The 3,391-nt window shown below is 69.9% G+C and carries 2 protein-coding genes and 2 pseudogenes; 1 reads left to right on the top strand and 3 read right to left on the bottom strand.

Annotated features, from left to right (window positions below; translation table 11 throughout):
* Positions 1-967, top strand: a 967-nt coding sequence (gene purD, locus BN4348_RS01705; RefSeq protein WP_066906931.1) for a phosphoribosylamine--glycine ligase, incomplete at its 5' end; no start/stop codon positions are given.
* On the opposite strand, the pseudogene BN4348_RS01695 reads toward purD, so the two are convergent.
* The 3 genes and pseudogenes from BN4348_RS01695 to BN4348_RS01505 form a co-directional block, all read right to left on the bottom strand.
* Positions 964-1,881 (bottom strand): annotated as a pseudogene (locus BN4348_RS01695) (gamma-glutamyltransferase family protein); the annotation flags it as partial. The gene purD and the pseudogene BN4348_RS01695 sit on opposite strands and share 4 nt — an antisense overlap.
* Before the next feature lie 155 nt (positions 1,882-2,036).
* Positions 2,037-2,465: pseudogene (locus tag BN4348_RS62085) on the bottom strand (alcohol dehydrogenase catalytic domain-containing protein); the annotation flags it as partial.
* An 11-nt stretch (positions 2,466-2,476) separates the two neighbouring features.
* On the bottom strand, positions 2,477-3,391 hold a 915-nt coding region (locus BN4348_RS01505), incomplete at its 5' end, for a thiolase C-terminal domain-containing protein (RefSeq protein WP_066906927.1).

Below are 3,391 nucleotides of genomic sequence, written 5' to 3'. Positions count from 1 at the left end.
CTCCAAGGCGTCCGCCAAGGACGTCATGGCGGCGGCCGGCTTGCCCACCGCCGCGAGCGAAATCGTCGACAGCCCGGCACGTTTGGACGCGGCCCTGGACCGCTTCGGCCCGCCGGCCGGCAACCCGGCGTGGGTGGTGAAAGACGATGCCCTGGCCGCCGGCAAGGGGGTGGTGGTCACCCCCGATCGCGACGTGGCGCGCGCCCACGCCGCCGGCCTGCTCGAGGCGGGTCACCCGGTGCTGCTGGAGTCTTTCCTCGACGGTCCCGAGGTGTCGTTGTTCTGCGTGGTCGACGGCCCCACCGTGGTGCCGTTGTTGCCGGCGCAGGACTTCAAGCGGGTCGGCGACGGCGACACCGGGCCCAACACCGGCGGCATGGGCGCCTACGCGCCGCTCGCGTGGCTGCCCGAAGAAATGTACCGGCAGATCGTCAGCCGGATCGTCGAACCCGTTGCGGCCGAACTGGTTCGGCGCGGCTGCCCGTTCAGCGGCTTGCTCTACGTCGGCCTGGCGATCACCGCGAAAGGGCCCGCGGTGGTCGAATTCAACTGCCGGTTCGGGGATCCCGAGACACAGGCGGTGCTGGCCCTGCTGGAGTCGCCGCTTGGCCAGCTCCTGCATGCCGCGAGCACCGGGGCGCTGGCCGATTTCGGCGGGCTGCGCTGGAGCGAAGGCGCCGCGGTGGCGGTGGTGCTGGCGGCGGAAAACTACCCGGGGCGCCCCCGCGTCGGCGACGTCGTCGTCGGCGCAGAAGCCGATGGCGTGCTGCACGCCGGAACCGCGCGGCGCGACGACGGGGCGATCGTCTCGTCGGGCGGCCGGGTGTTATCCGTGGTGGGCACCGGGGCCGACCTGTCCGCCGCCCGCGCGAACGCCTACGAAATCCTGGGTTCGATTCGATTGCCCGGCAGCCACTTCCGAACCGACATCGCCCTCGCGGCGGCGGAAGGAAAGGTCAGCGTCTAAAACCCCGCAGCTAGGCCATCGCGGCGTGGATCGCTGACCGCCAGGTACCCGTCGTCGAGGCGCCAGATCGCTTGGCAGCTGCCGAATTGGTTGTAGTCGTCCACGGCGACCAGATCGTGGCCGCGCCGCCGCAATTCGTCGAGCGTCGACTCCGGGAAACCCCGTTCACAGCTGACCTGCGTGCCCTGCACCCAGCGGAACCGCGGGCCGTCGCACGCCGCCTGCGGATTCTGGCCGTGGTCGGCGATGCGCACTATCACCTGCACATGGCCCTGCGGCTGCATCGTGCCGCCCATCACCCCGAAGCTCATCACCGGGGCGCCGTCCTTGGTGACGAACCCCGGGATTATGGTATGGTACGGACGCTTACCGGGGCCGACCCGGTTCGGATGTCCCTCGGCCACAGCGAAATCCGCGCCTCGGTTTTGCAGCGACACTCCGGTGCCCGGCACCACCACGCCGGAGCCGAAGCCCATGTAGTTGGACTGGATCATCGACACCATGACCCCGGCGGCGTCGGCCGCGGTCAGATAGACGGTGCCCCCTCGCGGTGTGCCCGCGGACGCCGGCTTGGCCCGCGACCGATCGATCAGTGCGGCACGGTGCCGCAGATATTCCTTGTCCAGCAGGTGATCCGGAGTCAGCGCCATGTGATCGATGTCGCCGACGTAGGCCTGCGCGTCGGCGAACGCCAGCTTCACCGCCTCGATCTGCAGGTGCACGCTGTCGGCGGAATCGGCCGGCCACGAGGACATCTCGAAGTGTTCCAGGATCCCCAGGGCGATGAGTGCCACGATCCCCTGGCCGTTGGGCGGTATCTCGTGCACCGTGTACCCGCGGTAGGCCGCCGCGATCGTGCCCACCCAGTCGGCGCGGTGCGCGGCGAGGTCGTCGGCGCGCACCGCCCCGCCGTGCGTGCCACGGCCGCGGCGTTGATGCCCAGCCCGCCCGCGCCCTGGATGACGACGGTGTCGCCGAGGCGCACGTCGCGCAGCGCGAACAGCACCTGCGCCAGCGCACAATTCAGCGGGGCGACGGCCTCGTCGGCGAGGTCCTCGGGCACCTTGTACAGCGGCTGCCGCCGACTGGTGTAGTAGTACTCACCGTGCGCGGCGACGAAATGCGGCGGCTGGTCGTGGGTGCGGTATTCCCCGGCCATCAGGTTCTGGCACGCGTGGGGCCGGCCCCGTGCGCACGCGTGGCAGCGCCCGCAGGTCCAAAAGTACGGTGTGACGACGCGATCGCCGACGGCGAGCGGCTTGCCGGTCGCGTCGGTGGTGAGCCCCTCACCGAGTTCGGCTATCTCGCCGACCATTTCGTGGCCCAAGGCGAAGGGGCACGGCAGGGGCAGCTCGCCGCGGAAGATGTGCAGGTCGGATCCGCAGATGCCCGCCATCCTCAGCTTGAGCGCGGCGGTCCCCGGGGCGGGCTCGGTGAGCGGGAATTCGGCCAGCTCGATCGGCCCACCGGGTGCGGTCAATACCGCGAGCTTGGGCATGAGCTTCCCCCTTAATCGGCGGGTGCGAGGATCAGTCCGCTGGTGGGCACGCCGGTTCCCGACGTGACGAGCACATGCTCGACGCCCTCGACCTGGTTGTGCGACGTGCCACGGACCTGCCGAACGCCTTCGGTGATGCCGTTCATGCCGTGGATGTAGGCCTCGCCCAACAGGCCGCCGTTGGTGTTGATCGGAAATTCCCCACCCAACGACAGCCGCTCGACGGTGGCGAAGTCCTTGGCCTCGCCGCGCCCGCAGAAACCGAGCTCCTCGAGCTGGGTGAACACGAACGGCGTGAAATGGTCGTAGATGAAGGCGGTTTGGATGTCTTGGGGCTTCAGACCCGAATCGCGCCACAGCCGGTTGGCGACCACCCCCATCTCCGGGAGCCCGGTGATGTCGTCGCGGTAGTAGCTGGTCATCATCTCGCCGTTGGCGGCCGCGCCCTGGGCGGCCGCGGTGATCACCGCCGGCGGCTGCCGAAGATCCCGGGCGCGTTCGGCGCTGGTCACCACCAGGGCGACCCCGCCGTCGCTCTCCTGGCAGCAATCCAGCAGCCGCAGCACGGGTTCGACGATCCAGCGCGAGTTCTGGTGGTCTTCCAGCGTGATCGGGCGCTGGTAGAACCAGGCGTCGGGATTGGTAGCCGCGTGCGCCCGGTCGACGACGGCGATGCGGCCGAAGTCCTCGTTGGTCACCCCGTACGTCGACATGTAGCGCTGGGCGTGCATCGCGACCCAGGCCGCAGGGGTGAGCAATCCGAACGGCGCGTAATGCGCCATGAACAGCGGGGTCTCGGCGCTGGTGCGCCCGCTGCCGCCGAAGCGGAAGCCGGAACGTTCGTTGAACGCCCGCCAGCACACCACGACGTCGGCGACGCCGGTCGCGACGGCCATCGCCGCGTGCACCACGGTGCCGGCCGCCGC

This window comes from Mycobacterium interjectum (assembly GCF_900078675.2).
GTDB classification, from domain to species: domain Bacteria; phylum Actinomycetota; class Actinomycetes; order Mycobacteriales; family Mycobacteriaceae; genus Mycobacterium; species Mycobacterium interjectum.
The sequence above is the reverse complement of the archived record's forward strand: the minus strand, read 5'-3'. Positions and strand labels throughout refer to the sequence as shown.